The organism is Bradyrhizobium sp. 76 (genome assembly GCF_023073025.1).
In the GTDB taxonomy this organism is placed as follows: Bacteria; Pseudomonadota; Alphaproteobacteria; order Rhizobiales; family Xanthobacteraceae; genus Bradyrhizobium.
On record NZ_JADPIS010000149.1, the window covers coordinates 700,233 to 716,340 of the forward strand.

Genomic DNA, 16,108 nt, shown 5'->3' on the forward strand with positions numbered 1-16,108 from the left:
ATCTTGTTCGCGAGTTTCGACATCGCGGATGCCGACCTTCGCCCAAAGTGCCTTCATTGCCTCGAGCTGCGTTCTTCCGCGCGCGTTGAAAATCACGGGGGCGTTACGCGTGATCCGTGATCAGGCGGTTCGTGATGAGCGAGCCTTCGCATCCGCTGTCGGAAACTGCCCCGAAGGAAAACTGGAGGAAATCTCCAGAATAATCACGCGCGTCTCAAGCAACGGTTCAAGAATGTCATGTGCGCGAATGCTACGCGTCGAAGGGAGGGGCTAGGTCGGAAGGATCATTTGGATGTCCATTACCTCTGTGTTTTCCCCGGTTACGGGGCAACTCACCATTTTCGGCGACAGCGCGAATAACGGCCTCGTGATAAGTCGCGACAAGTCCGGCCGCATCCTGGTCAATAACGGGCACGTGAAAACAGTTGGTGGCGAACCCACGGTCGACAACACCACCGCGATCGACATCTTCGGTCAGGGCGGTGACGACACGATCACCGTCGACGAATGCCACGGACCGATGCCGGCGGTGCACGTCTTCGGCGGCGACGGCAATGACAAGATCACGGGCGGCTCGGGAGCCGATCTTCTGTTTGGTCAGGCCGGCAACGATTTGATCAAGGGCGGCGGCGGCAACGATCTGCTGTTCGGCGGAGCGGGTAACGACGTGCTGGACGGCGGCAGCGGCGACAACCAGCTGTTCGGCGAGGCCGGCGACGACGTCATGATCTGGAATCCCGGCGGCGGCACCAACCTGTTCGAGGGTGGTGAGGGCAACGATACGGCTCAGGTCAACGGAAGCAACGGCGCCGAGACGTTCACGATCACGGCGAACGGCACCCGCGTGCGACTCGACGGGGCGGGCGCGGCGCCGTTCTCGCTCGATATCGGCACGACGGAAAATCTCGTCCTGCACGGTGGCGGCGGCGACGATGCCATCACCGCGGGCAACGGGCTCGGCAGCCTGATCTCGCTGACGCTCGATGGCGGCGCTGGCAACGACAGGATCATCGGCGGTGACGGCAACGACCTCATCATCGGCGGCAGCGGCGACGATATCGTCAATGGCGGACGCGGCAACGACGTCGCCCAGCTCGGGAGTGGCGACGACACTTTCATCTGGAATCCCGGTGACGGCAGCGACACGGTCGAGGGCGGCTCGGGCAGCGACAAGCTGCTTTTCAATGGCGCCAACATCAACGAGACCATCAACATCTCGGCCAATGGCGGCCGGGTGCGCTTCACCCGCGACGTCGCCAACATCACGATGAATCTCAACAGCGTCGAGCAGATCGAATTCGATGCGCGCGGCGGCGCCGATAATATCACGGTCGGCGATCTCACCGGGACCGGCGTCAAGCAGGTGCTGGTTGATCTCGGAGCCGTTCCGGGAGGGACGCAAGGCGACGGCGCAGCTGATACGGTGACCGTCAACGGCAGCAACGGCAATCAGCACATCGAGGTCACAGCCACAGGCACAACGGTCACGGTCACGGGGCTGCCAGAGGTCGTGACAATCGCAAACGCAGAGACCAGCAACGACCGGCTGGTCGTGCAGGCGCTCGGCGGTAACGACGTGATCGATGCATCCACGCTCGGCTCGGCGATCGGGCTGACCATCGACGGCGGGGCGGGCAACGACACCATCACCGGCAGCCAGGGCGCGGACACCCTGATCGGCGGCGACGGCAACGACAAGGTCATCGGCGGCCGCGGCAATGACGTCGCGCTTCTCGGCGCAGGCGACGACCTCTTCACGTGGAATCCCGGTGACGGCAGCGACACTGTCGAAGGCGGCACGGGAACCGATACGCTGTTGTTCAACGGCGCCAATGTGGCCGAGACCATGTCGATCTCGGCGAACGGAAGCCGTGCGCTACTCACCCGTGACGTCGGTGCTATCGTCATGGACCTCGCTGGCGTCGAGCACGTGCAGATCGCGGCAGCAGGCGGCGCCGACAACATCACCGTCAACGATCTGACCGGGACAGGAATCACGCAGGTTGCCATCGACCTCAGTGCCGGCCCCGGCAGCCAGAGCGGCGATGGAGCGGCGGACCGCGTGACCGCGAACGGCACGACCGGTGACGACAACATATCGGTTGTGACCTCCGGCGGATCGATCGTGGTCAACGGCCTCGCTGCGCAGGTGACGATTGCACACGCGGACGCCGGTGATGTGCTCGGCATCAACGGCGGACAAGGCAATGACGTCATCAATGCGTCTTCCATCAAGGCGGGACAGTCGTTCAGCCTCAACATCAACGGCGGTGACGGCAACGACACCATCACCGGCAGTGCCGGCAATGACATTGTGAACGGCGGACGCGGCAACGATTTCGCCAATCTCGGTGCGGGCGACGACACCTTCGTCTGGAATCCCGGCGACGGCAGCGATACCGTCGAAGGCGGCAAGGGCACCGACACGCTGGCATTCAACGGCGCCAATATCAGCGAGAACATCAACATTTCGGCCAATGGCGGCCGCGTGCTGTTCACGCGAGATGTCGCCGCCATTGCGATGGACCTGAACGGGGTCGAGCATGTCGACTTCAATGCTCTCGGCGGTGCCGACAACATTACCGTCGGCGACCTCTCCGGCACCGGCGTCAGCCAGGTCGACCTCGATCTCGGCGCCAATGACGGCGCCGCGGATACCGTGACCATCAACGCAACCGGCGGCAACGACGTCATCACGGTGACCGAGCACGACGGCATCATCACGGTGTCGGGGCTTGGCCAGGACATCAACATCACCGATGCCGGCGCCGGCGACAGGATCGTCATTAACGGCCTCGATGGCGACGATGTCATCACGGCTTCCGGCTTGCACGGCGGCATCCAGCTCGTTGCCAATGGCGGCAACGGCGACGACGTGCTGATCGGCAGCCCCGGCAACGACACGCTGGCGGGTGGTGCCGGTGATGACGTGCTGATCGGCGGGGGCGGCCTCGACATCCTGGACGGCGGCACCGGCAACAACGTCGTCATCCAGGGCGGAGCGTTCGCGGCCGCGATGCTGCTCAACCAGGCTATGGCGGCGAGCTTCGTCCCGGCAGGTGAGGGCAATGGCGAGATGCCGCTGCCCGATCCGCACGCGGCGCAGAGCCAGGTGCTCGCACCGCCCCAGCACGCCTGAAGCTGGCGGCTGCGGCCTGGAGAACGCTCATGACGACCAACGCGGTCTCCGCCGATACGGGGCTCGATGCCTTGCTGACGCTGCTGCATCTGCAAGGCGTTGCGGCCGATCGCGAGCAGCTCAGGCACCGGCTCGGAGCGGCAAGTTTCGGCGCAGCGGATATCGTCCGCTGCGCCAGGTCTCTCGGGCTTAAAGCGCGAACCTACCGAACGCAGTGGAGCCGTCTGTCGGACACCCCGCTGCCTGCGATCGCAATGCTGCGGGACGGCGGCTTCATGGTCATCGCAAAGGCCTCCGCCGACAAGGTGCTGGTGCAGTCCCCGGAGGCGCAGCGCCCGGTGCTGATGGATCGCGACGAGCTGTGCGCGATCTGGGACGGCGGCTTGATCCTGATGGTCCGGCGCGCCGGCCTGTCCGACCTCGGCCGGCAGTTCGATATTACCTGGTTCATTGGCGCGATCGGCAAATACCGGCGGCTGCTGGGCGAGGTGCTGGCGGCTTCGTTCTTCCTCCAGCTTTTTGCGCTGGTCTCGCCGCTGTTCTTCCAGGTCGTAATCGACAAGGTTCTGGTGCACCGCTCGCTGTCCACGCTCGACGTCCTCGTCATCGGCCTCGTCGTCGTCTCCCTGTTCGACACCGTGCTCGGGATCCTGCGCAATTACCTGTTTGCGCACACGACCAACCGCATCGACGTCGAGCTCGGGGCCCGCCTGTTCCACCATCTGCTGGCGCTGCCGATGGCGTGGTTTCAGGCCAGGCGCGTCGGCGATTCCGTGGCGCGGGTCCGAGAGCTCGAGAACATCCGCAATTTCATCACCAGCTCGTCGCTGACGCTTCTCATCGACCTGGTCTTCACCTCGGTGTTCCTGGCTGTGATGTTCGCCTATTCGGCGCAGATGAGCTTCATCGTGCTCGCATCGTTCCCGTTCTACATCGCGATCTCGGCCGTGGCGACGCCGCTGTTTCGCCGCAGGCTGGACGAGAAATTCCGCCGTGGCGCCGAGAACCAGGCCTTCCTGGTCGAGAGCGTCAGCGGCATCGAAACGCTGAAGGCGATGGCGGTCGAGCCGCAGATGCAGCGTCGCTGGGAAGAGCAGCTCGCCGGGTATGTCTCGGCGAGCTTCGGTGTCACCAGCCTCGGCAACACGGCAAGCCAGCTGGTGCAGCTCGTCAGTAAGGTCGTCACTGCCGCCATTCTCTATGTCGGAGCCAGGCTGGTGATCGGTGACGCATTGACGGTCGGCGAGCTCGTGGCCTTCAACATCTTCGCGGGGCGGGTGTCGGCCCCGGTGCTGCGGCTCGCGCAGGTCTGGCAGGATTTTCATCAGGCGCGACTGTCGATCGCGCGGCTCGGCGACATCCTCAACAGCGCGGCGGAGCCGGCGTACTCCGCCGCCCGCGCGGGGCTGCCGCCGATCCGGGGCAACATCCGGTTCGAGCACGTCTCTTTCCGCTACCGGCCCGATGGGCCGGAGATCCTGCACGATGTCTCATTCGACATTCCTGCCGGACAGACCGTCGGCATCGTCGGATCGTCCGGCTCGGGCAAAAGCACCTTCGCCAAGCTGGTGCAGCGGCTCTACGTTCCGCAGGGCGGCCGCGTGCTGGTCGATGGAATGGATCTGATGACGACCGACCCGGCCGGGCTCCGTCGACAGATCGGAATCGTGCTCCAGGACAACATGCTGTTCAACCGGTCGGTGCGCGACAACATCGCGCTGGCCGATCCGAGCCTGCCGATGGATCGCATTATCGACGCGGCGAAGCTGGCGGGCGCGCATGATTTCATTCTGGAGCTCCCCGAGGGCTACGATACGATGGTCGGCGAGCGCGGCTCGACGCTCTCGGGCGGGCAGCGCCAGCGCATCGCCATTGCCCGCGCACTGGTGGGCAATCCCCGGATCCTGATCTTCGACGAAGCCACCAGCGCGCTCGACTATGAAAGCGAGCGGATCATCCATGACAACATGAAGGAGATCGCGAAAGGCCGCACCGTCCTGATCATCGCGCACCGTTTGTCCACCGTCCGCGGCGCCGATCGCATCTTCACCCTGGAACGCGGCCGTCTGGTCGAGGACGGCACGCATGATGCGCTGATCAAGACCGGCGGCCGCTACGCCGCCCTGCATCGTCTCCAGGGAGGCATTTATGAGGTCGGCTAGCACTGTGCCGGCCGCTCGTCCGGAGCAGACCGTGATCCCGTTCCGGAATGGAAAGTGCCGGCGCGCCGAGGAAGTCGCCTTCCTGCCGGCGGCGCTGGAAATCACGGAAACACCGCCGTCGCCGATCGGCCGCGCCATCGCCCTGGTCCTGATGCTGCTTGTCTGCGTAGCGCTGGCCTGGTCGGCCTGGGGCACGATCGACATCGTGGCCTCCGCGACCGGCAAGGTCGTGTCGAGCGGGCGAAGCAAGGTGGTCCAGCCGTTCGAGACCGGCGTGGTGCGCGCCATTCACGTGCAGGACGGTCAATCGGTCAAATCGGGCGACCTGCTGATCGAGCTCGATCCGACCGTGAACGCCGCAGAGCGCGATCGTCTGCACGACGATCTCATGGCCGAGCGGCTCAACGTTGCGCGCCTGCGCGCCGCATTGGCAGGCGGCGAAGAGGTGTCCGCCGATCTCGTCGTACCAGAGGACGCCGATCCCATGCTGGTCGCGACGCAACGGCAGCTCCTCGCCAATCAGGTCAGCGAGAACAGGGCCAAGCTCGCGGCGCTGGCGCGTCAGGAAGCGCAGAAGGAGGCCGAACATCAGACGATTGCGGCGACGATTCACAAGCTTGATGCGTTGCTGCCGGTCACCCAGCAGCGTGTCGAGATTCGCAAGACGCTGATGGAGAAGGAGATCGGCTCGAAGCTCACCTACTATGAGACCCTCCAGCTTCAGATCGAGCAGCAGGAGGAGCTTCGCGTCCAGAGCAGCCGCTTGAAGGAGGCCGAGGCGGCCGTCGCCGCGATCCGGGAGACCCGCATCCAGGCCTTGGCGGAGTACAGGAAAAGTCTCTCCGACGAGCTTGCCAAGAGCGAACAGAAAGCCAATGGCGTCGCACGCGATCTGATCAAGGCGCAGCAGAGGACGAGGCTTCAGCAACTGACGTCGCCGGTCGACGGCGTCGTGCAGCAGCTCGCGGTCCACACTGTGGGCGGCGTGGTCACGCCCGCGCAGTCGCTGCTGGTGATCGTGCCGACCGATACGCGGCTCGAGATCGAGGCGATGATCTCCAACCGCGATATCGGATTTGTCGAGGCCGGGCAGGGCGCTGCCATCAAGATCGATACTTTCAATTTTACCCGCTACGGGCTTCTCGCAGGCCGGGTCGTGAGCGTCTCGCAGGACGCCATCATCCGCGACCGGCCGCAGGAGCGCGGGAGCGACCGTGCGCTTGGGACGCAACGCGACAGCAGCGAGCCCAGCGGGCAGGAGTTGAGCTACAGCGCCCGCATCTCGCTGGATCGCAGCCAGATGCAGGTGGACGACCGCCTCGTCAATCTATCCCCGGGGATGGCGGTGACCGTCGAGATCAGGACCGGCTCGCGCAGCATCCTGAGCTATCTCCTGTCGCCCCTGCAGCGCTACCGGCACGAGATCATGCGGGAGCGCTAGTTCCCGCCTGTTGCCGACGAAGCTTCGCGAGGCGTGCTGAGGGGGCCGATCAGGCCTTCGGCAGCTACACCATGCCGCGGGCGCGCCACTCGCGATGAAGTCATTTTGGTGTGGCCGCGCAGCCCGGAATGCGTACATAGGAGCAAGCAAAAAATTTGGAGGAAAGCATGCGGCTCATTGCCCTCGTATCGGCTCTGGTTCTGCCGTTTGGCGCGGCGCTCGCCCAGGACTATCCGATCAGGCCCGTCACCATGTTGGTGCCGTTCGCCGCCGGCGGACCTACGGACACCATTGCTCGCCTGACCGCGGCAGGCATGGCGAAATCGCTTGGCCAACAGGTCGTCGTCGAGAACGCGCCCGGCGCTGGTGGCACCATCGCCACGACCCGCGCCTCGCGAGCCCAGCCCGACGGATACACGCTGCTGATCCATCATGTCGGCCTCTCGACCGCCGCCACACTGTACCGCAACCTCAGCTATGACACGAAGACGGCCTTTGCGCCGATCGGGCTTGTGACCAATGCGCCGATGACCATCATCGCGCGTCCGGATTTTCCGGCCGACACGCTGAAGGAATTGGTCGCCTACGCCCAACAGCAGGGCGACAAATTGACCTATGCCAATGCCGGACTCGGCGCGGCGTCGCATCTCTGCGGCATGCTGTTCATGACGGCGATCCAGAAGCAGCTGACCGCGGTGCCCTACAAGGGCAACGGCCCCATCATGAACGATCTTCTCGGCAGGCAGATCGATCTCACCTGCGACCAGGCCACGAACACGACCGGCCCGATCATGTCGAAGCAGGTCAAGGCCTATGCGATCACCACCAAGGAGCGGCTGAAGAGCCTGCCCGATCTGCCGACGGCCGACGAGGCCGGCCTCAAAGGCTTCGAACTTGGTGTCTGGCACGGCATCTATGCCCCCAAGGGCACACCGCCGGCGGTCGTTCAGAAGCTGACCGCGGCGCTCCAGTCCGCCCTTAGGGATTCCACGCTGATCGCCCGGTTCAACGACATCAACACGGAGCCGGTCCCGCAGGAGAAGGCGACGCCGGAAGCGCTAGCCGCGATGCTCGCGAGTGAAGTCGACCGCTGGGCTCCGATGATCAAGGCAGCCGGCCAATTCGCGGACTGAGCCGTTTCTGCTCAATTCGTGCCGACATCGCTGCGTGAGCGGGCTAAGTCACCACGGTAAGACCAGTCTATTCAAAAGCTAATCACCGGGTAGCAAAATACCGGTACTGTGCATGGGGTTGTTTTTGCGATTTTGATGTCGGCCCGGTCGTGGAGGCTTCAACCCGCCGCCTCGTCGAACTGCGTGCTCGCCTCGAGCCACTGCTCCTCGGCGCGCGCCAGCGCATCGGCCGCATTGGCGCGCGCTTTCGACAGTTGCGCGGCCTGCTTGGGATCGCGGGTGAAGATGTCGGGCAGGGCGAGCGCAGTGTCGATCTTGCTGATGATCTCGCTGACGCGGGCGATCTCGGTTTCGGCTTCCGCGATACGTTTCTTCAGCGAGCCGCGATTGTCCGATCTCGGACGCTGCGGCTTCTCGCTCGCGGCGCTGCGCTCGCGCAGGGCGGGCTCGCCATTGCGCGCGGACAGCACCAGGCGGCGATATTCGTCGAGGTCACCGTCGTAATTGGTCACGGTGCGGTCGGCGACGATCCAGAGTTGATCAGCGCAGGACTCGATCAGATAGCGGTCATGCGAAACCATGATGACGGCGCCGGGGAATTCGTTGATGGCTTCCGCGAGCGCGGCGCGGCTGTCGATGTCGAGATGGTTGGTCGGCTCGTCCAGGATGATCATGTTGGGGCCGAAGAAGGTCGCAAGCCCCAGCAGGAGCCGCGCCTTCTCGCCGCCCGACAATTTTCCGACTTTGGTGTCGGCCGCTTTGCCGGAAAAGCCGATCGCGCCGGCGCGGGCGCGTACTTTGGCTTCGGGCGCCTCGCCCATCAGCTTGCGGACGTGGTCGTAGGTCGAGGCATCCTCGTTCAACTCGTCGAGCTGGTGCTGGGCGAAATAGGCGATCGAGAGCTTGTCGGCGCGGGTCACTTTGCCCGAAAACGGCGCGAGGCGGCCGGCGAGCAGTTTCACCAGGGTCGACTTGCCGTTGCCGTTGGAGCCGAGCAGCGCGATGCGGTCGTCATTGTCGACGCGCAAGGTGACGCGGTTCAGCACGGGCGTGTTCGGATCGTAGCCGACCACGACGTTGTCGGCGGCGATGATCGGCGGCGACAGGATTTTCTCCGGCGCGGGAAAGCTGATCTCGCGTACGTCCTGGGTGACAAGCGCGGTGATCGGCTTCAGCCGCTCCAGCATTTTCACACGGGACTGCGCCTGGCGGGCTTTCGAGGCCTTGGCCTTGAAGCGGTCGACGAAGGCCTGCAGGCGCGCGCGTTCGGCTTCCTGGCGCTTGACCGCTTTGGCATCCAGCATCTCGCGCATGGCGCGCTGCTCCTCGAAGGAGGAGTAGGTGCCTTTGTAAAGCGTGAGCTTACCGCGTTCCAGATGCAGGATCTGGTCGACCGAGCTTTCCAGCAGGTCGCGGTCATGGCTGATCACGATCACGGTGCGCGGATAATGTGCGAGATGATCCTCCAGCCACAGCGTGCCTTCGAGGTCGAGATAGTTGGTGGGCTCGTCGAGCAGCAACAGGTCGGGAGCCGCGAACAACGTTGCGGCGAGCGCAACGCGCATGCGCCAGCCGCCGGAGAATTCGGCGCAGGGGCGGAGCTGGTCGGTGGCGGAGAAGCCGAGGCCGGAAAGGATGGCGGCGGCACGGCTCGGTGCCGAATGCGCGTCGATGTCGACCAGCCGGGTCTGGATCTCGGCGATCCGGTGCGGGTCGGTCGCGCTCTCGGCCTCGGCGAGCAGCGCGTCGCGTTCGAGGTCGGCTTTGAGCACGACCGAAATCAGGCTCTCGGGGCCGTTCGGCGCTTCCTGCGCGAGGCTGCCGACGCGCCAGCGGGGCGGCAGGGTCACCGTGCCGTGCTCGGCGGCGAGCTCGCCGCGGATCACCTTGAACAGGGTCGACTTGCCGGTGCCGTTACGACCGACCATGCCGACGCGGGATCCGGGCGTGATCTGCACGGAACTCTGGTCAATCAGAAGGCGTCCGGCGAGGCGGATGGAGAGGTCGGTGATGGCAAGCATGCGGCCTTGTCACCGCACCCGCGATCAAACGCAACCCGTTTTTCCGTGTCCACGGGCCAGTGCTCGTCAACTCAGTGCGAATCGCGGTCGCGCTGCTTCAGCTCATTGAGGAGTTGCTCGAGGTGCGTCGGGAGCTTGGCTTCGGGGCGCAGACTCTGCTGGAGCCGTTCGCCCACCGCATCGCGAATCGAGCGGCTGGTGCGCCGGTCGATTTGCTCGCTGTCATCGGCGAAAAGGCTAACCATCGCAGGGTTCCGTGTTCTCAAAGAAGCGACACGGTACCAAGTCCTTAGCCCCCAAATGGTTTCGCCACTCGCGGCGATTGCGCGGCATTCTAGCAAAAATTGTGTGAAGCCGCGCAATGGCCCCCTCCGAATACAAAACCCCGGCGCTGGGGGACGCCGGGGTTTCGCTTGGAAGGTACCTTGGGGCTCAGGTAGCAAAGGTGCTGTCGGGCTCAGTAGCAGCGGTTGATCATCCGCCAGCGGGGTCCCCAGGGGGTCGGGACCAGCCGGCGCACATAGCAGCCGCCATAGCCGTAAGAGACGGGGCCGCCGGCATAGAACCGCGGTCCGCCCCAGCCGTGATGCCAGCCACCGCCGCCGCCATGACCCCAGCCGCCATGCCAATGAGCGGACGCGGAGGTCGGCGCCAGCGCGGCACCAAGCGCGACCACGGCGACCGCGGCGAGCGAAAGTTTCCTCAACATGGTGATCTCCTCAAAACTGCCGGCGCGGGGCTATCGCGTCGATGGAAAGGCCGCCGAAACGGTCCGCCTGGGGCAGAGGCTTTGGTTTCGATGGACCTGAGGTTATCCGAGCGAGGCTGAACCAAACCCTGACGAGGCCTTCAGATTGGGTTCATTTGGGTGAAATCGTCGTAATCCATGTTGGAATTCGGGCGCTTGGCCTGCGGCGAAGCGCCCGCGAGTCGGTTTTGGCGGTCGCTTGCCGTATCGCGAACGCGCCGATATAAGCCCGGCAACTCCGAACCACCGTTTTCTCTTCAAGGACAAGATCATGGCCATCGAACGCACCTTCTCGATCATCAAGCCTGACGCCACCGCGCGTAACCTTACCGGTGCGGTTAACGCCGTGATCGAGAAGGCGGGCCTGCGCATCGTCGCGCAGAAGCGCATCCGCATGACCAAGGAACAGGCCGAGACCTTCTATGCGGTCCACAAGGCGCGCCCCTTCTTCGGTGAGCTCGTGGACTTCATGACCTCGGGCCCCGTGGTGGTCCAGGTGCTGGAAGGCGAGGGTGCCGTCTCCAAGTATCGCGACGTGATGGGGGCGACCGATCCGTCCAAGGCGGCTGACGGCACCATCCGCAAGCTCTATGCAAAGTCGATCGGCGAGAACTCCGCGCACGGTTCGGATGCGCCGGAAACCGCTGCGATCGAGATCGCGCAGTTCTTCTCGGGCAACGAGATCGTCGGCTGATCCGTCGGCCGATAAGGTAACGAGACGCGGCGAAAGGACGTAGTGTGAACTGGCTCTGGCAGATCTTCGATCCCGCTACGATCGGGCCATTCTTCACCCAGTTCCGCGTTGAGATGGCCGAACCGACCTTCTGGGTCGCGGTCGGCAAGATCATCTGGATCAACATTCTCTTGTCCGGCGACAATGCGCTGGTGATCGCGCTCGCCTGCCGCGGCCTCAAGCCGCGGCATCGGCTGTGGGGCATGATCCTCGGTGCAGGCGCGGCGGTGCTGCTGCGGATCATCTTCACGGGCATCGTCGCGAGCCTGATGGAGCTGCCGTACCTCAAGCTGGTCGGCGGTCTTGCGCTGATCGTGATTGCGGCAAAGCTGCTGGTGCCGGAACAGGAGGACGAGGACGGCGTCGAGTCGGCTTCGCATCTGTGGCAGGCCGTGCAGATCGTCGTCGTCGCCGACATCGTCATGAGCCTGGACAATGTCATTGCGGTGGCCGCGGCCGCCAATGGCAGCGCGCCCCTGCTGGTGCTCGGCCTTGCCATCAGCGTGCCCTTGATCGTCGCCGGTGCGGCGCTGATCATGGCGCTGCTCGCAAAGCTCCCGGTTCTGGTGTGGGCCGGCGCGGCGCTGCTCGGCTGGATCGCGGGCGAGGTGATCGCGACCGATCCCGGCATCGCGCCGAGGCTGCACACGCTGTTCGACGGTCCGTTCGGCGCCTCGCTCGACAACATGCTCGGCGCCTTGCGTATCCCGCCGCAATTCGCCCATGGCGGCGGAGGCGGCGAATATCTCTGCGCAGCTCTCGGCGTCGTCGTCGTGCTGGTCGTCGGCTCCATCTGGCGCCGCCGCAGCATGAGCGCGGCCGCGCTGGAGTCCTCCGAACGCCACGCCAAAGCCTCTGCGGAGTAGGCTTATCTTTCGAGCACGATCTTTCCGGAAAAACGCTTCACGCTTTTCCGGATCATGCGCTAGCGCCGGACAATCGAGCCGGCGCGGTTGATCAGCCGGGCGAGCGCGCGGAAGCGGCTGCCGACGCGGTCCGCGACGAGATCGCCGAGGCGGTGCTCGAACACCAGCAACAGCTTACGGCCCACGCTGCGGAAATGCGTCGCAGGCAAAACGCCCGGACGCGCCGCCGAGATCAGATGCGCGACGCGGAAGGCCGCGCCCAGCAGGCGGGCGCGTTCGAGCTGCGCCGGCGTCAGAAGCTCCTGCATGGCGACCGGCGGCTGGTTCTCCTCGCTGAGCCCCGCATAGCGATAGAACACGGACAGGCCGACGAAGGCGCGCTCGGTGTGGGTGATCGCGCCGAAATTGCCGTTGACGACGAGGCTCAGCGTCTGCTCGCCGCGATGGTCGGGATGCACGCGCCAGCCGATGTCGGACAGCAGGCACGCGGCGTGGCGCAGGCGGCGGTCCTCCTCGGTCTCGCGCAGCTTCACCACGCGGGCGAGGCGGTCGGTCCAGGCGATCAACTCGCGCGCGTGCTTGGCCGAACGCGACAGCAGCTGGTTCAGCTCCTCGGCCGCGCAGATCAGCCCGTCCTTGTTGCGTTCGGACTCCGGCAGCTTCTCGTGCAGCAGGCCCTCGCGCACGCCGAAGGTCGAGAACACGATGGTCTTCGGCTTCGCCACCCGGATGATGTGCTCGAGCACCAGTGCCGCATAGGTGAGGAGCGGGCGCCGGGCATCGGCGACGATCTCGATGTCGGCGAGCATGCCGGCGGCCGCAAGCCGGCGGAGACGACGCGAAAAATCGAGCGCCTCGGCCGCCGAAATCGAATAGCCGTGCATCACCTGGAGCGGATAGCCGCTCTGGATGATGTGGATGCGCGCAAGCGCGCGCCAGGTGCCGCCGACGGCGTAGAAGCTGCGGCCGCTCCCTGCCTTGAGCTGCGGCACCCCGTCGAGCGCTTCGCGCACGATGCGGTCGGCGCGTTTCAGGGATTTATGCGCGAGGTCCTGCAGTGCGAGGCCGCCGAGTGGCAGCGTCACGCCGCTGCGCACGGTGTTTTTGCGCACATCGATCAGTTCGAGCGAGCCGCCGCCGAGGTCGCCTACGATGCCGTCGGGATGGTGAATGCCGGAGATCACGCCGAGCGCCGACAGCCGCGCCTCGCGCGGGCCCGACAGGATCTCGATCTTCACCGCGCAGATGCGCTCGGCTTTCGCGATGAAGTCGGCGCCGTTGGAGGCGTCGCGGCAGGCGGCGGTCGCAATCGCAAACACCCGTCCGACCTGCATCACCCGGCACAGCGCACGGAAGCGCTTGAGCGAGGTCAGCGCCTTGTCGACGGCGTCGGGCGCAAGCAAGCCGGTGCTCTGCACCTCGCGGCCGAGCCCGCACAGCGTCTTCTCGTTGAAGATCGGAATGAGGCTCCGCGTCGGTCCCTCGTAGACGACGAGACGGACCGAGTTGGAGCCGATGTCGATGACGGCGACGCTCGAGCCGCGCTTGCGCGGCCGCTTCACGTCGACGATCCCGGATCAGGATTGATGACGTTCATTACGGCGCGTGAGGCGGCGCGGCGAGGATTCCTTGAGCGACTTACCACGGCCAGACAGACTCGGATTTGTCATGAAGTAGTTGTGGACGTTGAAAGGCTCCTCGCCCTTCGCGGTCTTCATACGCGTTGAGGACCCGTCCGGCAACAATTGCCAGCTCTGTTCATTGTCCTTGAGATTCGCAACCATGATCTGTTCGAGAACCTGCTGATGCACCGTGGGATTTTGCAGCGGACACAGCACCTCGACGCGGCGGTCGAGGTTGCGCGGCATCATGTCCGCCGAGGAGATATACACAGCCGCTTTCGCGCTCGGCAGGCCCTGGCCCATGCCGAAGCAGTAGATTCGGCCGTGTTCGAGGAATCGTCCGATGATCGACTTGACGCGGATGTTTTCCGACAGGCCGGGAATGCCGGGCCTGAGGCAGCAGATACCGCGCACCACGAGTTCGACCTGCACGCCGGCCTGTGAGGCCTCGTAGAGCGCGTCGATGATGTCGGGGTCGACCAGCGCGTTCATTTTCATCCAGATCGCACCAGGCCGGCCGTGTCGCGCATGCGCAGTCTCGCCCTGGATGTGCTCGATGATGCGCTTGCGCAAGGTCAGCGGCGAGACCGCCATCTTTTCCAGATCGCTCGGCGCAGCGTAGCCGGTGATGAAGTTGAACACGCGCGCGGCGTCGCGGCCGATGGTCGGCTCCGAGGTGAAGTAGGAGAGGTCAGTGTAGATGCGCGCGGTCACCGGGTGGTAATTGCCTGTGCCGGTGTGGACGTAGGTCGTTAGGCTGCCGCCCTCGCGGCGCACCACCATCGAGAGTTTCGCGTGCGTCTTCAGTTCGAGGAAGCCGTAGACGACCTGCACGCCGGCGCGTTCGAGGTCGCGCGCCCAGCGGATGTTGGCCTCCTCGTCGAAGCGGGCCTTCAGCTCGATCAGCGCGGTGACGGATTTGCCGGCTTCGGCGGCTTCCACGAGCGCACGCACGATCGGCGAGTTGCTGGAGGTGCGGTAGAGCGTCTGCTTGATGGCGACGACGTCGGGGTCGCGCGTGGCCTGCTGGAGAAACTGCACCACGACGTCGAAGGATTCGTAGGGGTGATGGACGACGAGGTCCTTCTGTCGGATCGCAGCGAAGATGTCGCCGCCTTGCTCGCGCACGCGCTCGGGATGGCGCGGCACATAAGGGGTGAATTCCAGGTCGGGCCGGTCGAGGCGGGTGAGCTGCGAGAGCTCGTTCATGGCGAGCACGCCGTCGACCAGGAACACCTCGTCGTCGGCGGTCGACAGCGCGTGCTGCACGAAGCTGCGCAGCTGTTCCGGCATCTTGGCGTCGATCTCGAGTCGGATCACGGAGCCGCGGCGACGGCGCTTCAGCGCCGTCTCGAACAGGCGGACGAGATCCTCGGCCTCTTCTTCGATTTCGAGTTCGGAGTCGCGGAGGACGCGGAATGCGCCCTGGCCGTGCAGATTGTAGCCGGGGAACAGGCGGTTGATGAACAGAGCGGTGGCCTGCTCCAGGGAGATCAGCCGGACGACCTTGCCCTCGGCCGGCAGGCGGATGAAGCGGTCGATCTTGCCGGGCATGCGGATCAACGCGTTCATCTGCTTGCCGTCGGCGGCGCGCGTGAGCTGGAGCGCGATGGTGAAGCCGAGGCTCGGAATGAACGGGAAGGGGTGGGCCGGGTCGATCGCGAGCGGCGTCAGCAGCGGGAACACGTTGCTGAGGAAGTAGTCCTCGATCCAGGTTCGTTCCGCCTTGGTGACCTCCTTGCCCTCGACCAGCACGATGCCCTCGTCGGCAAGCGTGCCGCGCAGGTCGCGCCAGATCGCCTGCTGGTCGGACGCAAGCTGCGAGACGGTCCGGTTGATGAGAGCGAGCTGCTCGGACGGGGTCAGACCGTCGGGGCTGCGCTCGGCAATGCCCTCGCGCACCTGGGCCTTGATGCCGGCGACGCGGACCATGAAGAACTCGTCGAGGTTATTCGCTGAAATCGACAGGAATCGCACCCGCTCCAGCATGGGGTGGCTGGGATTGACCGATTCCTCCAGGACGCGGCGGTTGAAGTGCAGCCAAGAGAGCTCGCGATTGATGAACCGCTCGGGGCTCGATGCGATCGCCGGCGGGCCTTCGGCTTCCGGGGCTTTTTCTTTAACTTCAACAGCTTGCGCAGAGTCCATCAGAAGTCGATCCATCCAGTTCGCCCCAATTTGCGACTTACGCGCAAAATCCGCGGGAGCATGTGTTAGAGCGATGACGTTTCGATGACATTGAT

The 16,108-nt window shown here is 64.9% G+C and carries 11 protein-coding genes; 6 read left to right on the forward strand and 5 right to left on the reverse strand.

Annotated features, from left to right (window positions below; genetic code table 11):
* Positions 1 to 292 precede the first annotated feature (292 nt).
* From IVB48_RS38870 to IVB48_RS38885, 4 genes are all read left to right on the forward strand, one after another.
* Positions 293 to 3,139, forward strand: a complete 2,847-nt coding sequence (locus IVB48_RS38870) for a calcium-binding protein (RefSeq protein ID WP_247408445.1) — start codon at positions 293 to 295, stop codon at positions 3,137 to 3,139.
* A 29-nt stretch (positions 3,140 to 3,168) separates the two neighbouring features.
* Positions 3,169 to 5,301, forward strand: coding sequence for a type I secretion system permease/ATPase (locus IVB48_RS38875; protein ID WP_247408447.1), 2,133 nt, complete (start codon positions 3,169 to 3,171; stop codon positions 5,299 to 5,301).
* Entirely contained in the window at positions 5,288 to 6,742 is a 1,455-nt protein-coding gene (locus IVB48_RS38880) for an HlyD family type I secretion periplasmic adaptor subunit (protein ID WP_247408449.1), read from the forward strand. Before IVB48_RS38875 ends, IVB48_RS38880 begins: the two co-directional genes overlap by 14 nt.
* Before the next feature lie 167 nt (positions 6,743 to 6,909).
* Positions 6,910 to 7,875 carry a tripartite tricarboxylate transporter substrate-binding protein gene (locus tag IVB48_RS38885; protein ID WP_085352933.1) on the forward strand — a complete coding sequence of 322 codons (966 nt, stop codon included), beginning with the start codon at positions 6,910 to 6,912 and terminating at the stop codon, positions 7,873 to 7,875.
* Between the two features lie 158 nt (positions 7,876 to 8,033).
* Here the strand turns inward: IVB48_RS38885 and IVB48_RS38890 are convergent, their stop codons facing one another.
* The 3 genes from IVB48_RS38890 to IVB48_RS38900 form a co-directional block, all read right to left on the reverse strand.
* Positions 8,034 to 9,896 (reverse strand): ABC-F family ATP-binding cassette domain-containing protein, encoded by a 1,863-nt coding sequence (locus IVB48_RS38890; RefSeq protein ID WP_247408452.1) that lies wholly within the window; start codon positions 9,894 to 9,896, stop codon positions 8,034 to 8,036.
* Positions 9,897 to 9,967: 71 nt separating this feature from the next.
* Positions 9,968 to 10,258, reverse strand: a complete 291-nt coding sequence (locus IVB48_RS38895; protein ID WP_247408838.1) for a hypothetical protein — start codon at positions 10,256 to 10,258, stop codon at positions 9,968 to 9,970.
* A gap of 95 nt (positions 10,259 to 10,353) precedes the next feature.
* The gene (locus IVB48_RS38900; protein ID WP_247360624.1) at positions 10,354 to 10,605 is read right to left on the reverse strand and encodes a sulfur globule protein precursor; all 252 of its coding nucleotides are present in this window, start codon (positions 10,603 to 10,605) and stop codon (positions 10,354 to 10,356) included.
* Positions 10,606 to 10,915: 310 nt separating this feature from the next.
* On the opposite strand from IVB48_RS38900, the gene ndk reads away from it, so the two are divergent.
* On the forward strand, positions 10,916 to 11,338 hold the full coding sequence (ndk, locus tag IVB48_RS38905; protein WP_007591953.1) for a nucleoside-diphosphate kinase: 423 nt from the start codon (positions 10,916 to 10,918) through the stop codon (positions 11,336 to 11,338).
* A gap of 44 nt (positions 11,339 to 11,382) precedes the next feature.
* Entirely contained in the window at positions 11,383 to 12,243 is an 861-nt protein-coding gene (locus IVB48_RS38910) for a TerC family protein (RefSeq protein WP_247408454.1), read from the forward strand.
* A 59-nt stretch (positions 12,244 to 12,302) separates the two neighbouring features.
* Here the strand turns inward: IVB48_RS38910 and ppx are convergent, their stop codons facing one another.
* Complete coding sequence (ppx, locus tag IVB48_RS38915) at positions 12,303 to 13,805, reverse strand: exopolyphosphatase (protein ID WP_247286375.1); 1,503 nt, start codon at positions 13,803 to 13,805, stop codon at positions 12,303 to 12,305.
* A gap of 15 nt (positions 13,806 to 13,820) precedes the next feature.
* Positions 13,821 to 16,013, reverse strand: coding sequence for an RNA degradosome polyphosphate kinase (locus IVB48_RS38920; RefSeq protein ID WP_027569694.1), 2,193 nt, complete (start codon positions 16,011 to 16,013; stop codon positions 13,821 to 13,823).
* Between the last annotated feature and the right edge of the window lie 95 nt (positions 16,014 to 16,108).